The organism is Puniceibacterium antarcticum, from assembly GCF_002760615.1.
GTDB classification, from domain to species: domain Bacteria; phylum Pseudomonadota; class Alphaproteobacteria; order Rhodobacterales; family Rhodobacteraceae; genus Puniceibacterium; species Puniceibacterium antarcticum.
Window position 1 is genome coordinate 1 of sequence record NZ_AWWI01000125.1, and the last position, 2,336, is coordinate 2,336.

The 2,336-nt window shown below is 56.0% G+C and carries 2 protein-coding genes and 1 pseudogene; 2 read left to right on the forward strand and 1 reads right to left on the reverse strand.

Annotation, left to right across the window (positions count from 1 at the left end):
• Positions 1-183 (forward strand): integrase core domain-containing protein (locus P775_RS19290; protein WP_245875771.1); only part of this gene is annotated, 183 nt, incomplete at its 5' end.
• Between the two features lie 220 nt (positions 184-403).
• On the opposite strand, the gene cobD is transcribed toward P775_RS19290, so the two are convergent.
• Complete coding sequence (cobD, locus tag P775_RS19295) at positions 404-1,378, reverse strand: threonine-phosphate decarboxylase CobD (RefSeq protein WP_099912522.1); 975 nt, start codon at positions 1,376-1,378, stop codon at positions 404-406.
• Between the two features lie 286 nt (positions 1,379-1,664).
• Between cobD and P775_RS19305 the strand changes: the two are divergent.
• Positions 1,665-2,014, forward strand: a pseudogene (locus P775_RS19305) (transposase); the annotation flags it as partial.
• Positions 2,015-2,336 lie beyond the last annotated feature (322 nt).

Sequence of the window (2,336 nt, forward strand, 5' to 3'; positions counted from 1 at the left end):
CCGTTCAGCCCCACCGGCCAAGCTGGTTGTCGGCACCGGCCATGGTGGTTGTCGCTCATCATCTACCTGCGGGCCTATGCCCGCGTCTCGGAAGCCCGCGCCGGGATCGCCCGGTATTTCGACATTTACAACAGCCGCCGACCGCATTCATCGCTTGACGGGAAAGCCCCCGATCAGGCCTGATTCAACCTGCCAATGCCCGAAGTGGCGTCGGCATAACCGAGGTGGAAATCCACTTAGAAAACGCCCGGAACCTGTTCAGACAAACCGAACCAACTCTGATCTGTATAAAGTCAATAACTTAGAAATATTTTTCCATCTAATTTTGTGGCCTCAGTAGCAATACTGAATGGGATCCTCTTGTTGGAAATACGCCCTCTATGCACAGAGCTATGAGATCAACTCACAGCTTTGCAAGCCCTGCGTCCAGCCGCCGCCAATCCTCATTGGCACCCGGAAGCCCGATACGGATCCAGCTGCTTGAATACGGAAAGATGCGTGTCCAAATGTGGCGCTGTGCCAGCCCCATCTGCACCGTTCTCGCATTTCCCGTCTCGTAGGTGCGAAAGAGCGGTGTACCACCTAAAAGGTCCCACCCCGTGCGTTGGGCGAGCACATCAAGATGTGCCGCGTCACGCAAAAGCCGCGCCGTTGTCTGCTCCGCCCAAGTGGTGTCTTTCAGCGCCCTTTCGCCCAGCGAAAGAGCAACGCCCGATACCGGCCAGGGGCCGATCAAGTCCCGCAATCGCATACAAAGTTTCGGACCGCACAATACGAACCCAAGACGAAGACCGGCAAGCCCATAGAATTTCCCGAAGGACCGCAGAATAAGCAGATTTTCTGGCAGAGAGACAGGCCAGGATGCGATGGACAAATGAGGTTCCGTATCAACAAAGCTTTCGTCTACGACCAGTAGACCGACACCTGCGGAAAGCTGCAGCAGGTCGACTGGAGCATGCCTGCGACCATCGGGATTGTTGGGATTGACCACAACGGCAAGATCCTTGCCTTTGAGAGATGAAAGCTCCTGAACTTCGTCAACTGTCCAACCTTGTGCCCTAAGTGCTGCGGCATGTTCGTTGTAAGTTGGGGTCACAATCGCAGCTTGCCCGACTTTATGCAAAAGGGGCACCAGTTGGATTGCCGCCTGAGCCCCCGCGACGGCAACAACCTCAAGTGAGGTGCGATACTGCACTTGCGCAGCCTTTTCCAGTTGCGTCAGACATGCGCGTTCGGGCAACCGGTTCCAAGCCTCTGCCGACACTGTTCCAACGGGGTAGGGCCGGGCATTTATCCCAGTGGACAGGTCAAGCCAGCCGGAGGTATCGCCACCGAAGCGTTTTTTCGCAGCCTGCAAGTTTCCGCCGTGATCACGCATCTGTCCGCCCCAATGTCAGCGCAAAGGCGCTATCTCTCCTGTGATACCAAAATCAAGACTTACCGAAAGAACTTTCGACAACCTTTCCAACTCAAGGCAGAGGGCCAATCTGGCGTAGGTGCTCAGTCCCGGCATCTGGTGGATCGCATTTAGGATGAACCGATCTGGCTCTGAAATCCAGATTTTGCAAATGTATTCGCAAGAGGTGATTCTGGAAATTTGAACAGCCGGGATGAGTGGATTCTCCGCGCAACAGCAGCATGATGCTTCAAGGGAGGAGATGACCATGGCAAGACGAGCGCGCCGGAACCACAGCCCGGCACTCAAGGTGAAAGTGGCGGTAGCGGCGATCAAGGGCGAGTAGACTTTGATCGAGCTGACGCAGGATTTCGACGTTCACCCGAACCAGATCAAGCAATGGCGCGACCATTTGCTTGAGGGCGTGACGGGGGTCTTTGGCGAGGCCCTGAAAGCAGATACGGAACCGGTAATCGATGTGAAGACCCTGCATGCGAAGATCGGAGAGCTGATGCTGGAGGGCGATTTTTTGTACGGCGCGCTCGGCAAGGCGGGTCAGGACCTGCAAAACGTGATCTCCGTCGCGATGCTGTCCGAGGGCTGGGACGCCAAGAACGTCACGCATACAGCGGCAGGCTACTTAGGAACATTGGCGCATGAGCTGACCTATTGATCGGGAGCTTCGGGTGGCAGGTCCGTGATCGCGCCCCGCAGCGAAGATCAGACGGACAGTGCTCCTGAGCTTGAAAGGCAAGACAGACGCACTGCCCGCGTCAAAGTGACCTTCCTGCACGTACTGCTATCTGCACTTCCATTTGGGAGCGCTTTATGGTCGCCTCTTACTCACCCACAACATTCAGCCACGGCTTCAGCATCTCCCCTGACGTTGCCCCCAACTTTTATCCAGCGTGAGCGAGACTCCGGGTTTGAGTTTTGCCGA

Coding starts and splice junctions, on each gene's coding strand:
- cobD (WP_099912522.1), bottom strand. CDS start 1,378: ATGCGTGATCACGGCGGAAACTTGCAGGCTGCGAAAAAACGCTTCGGT.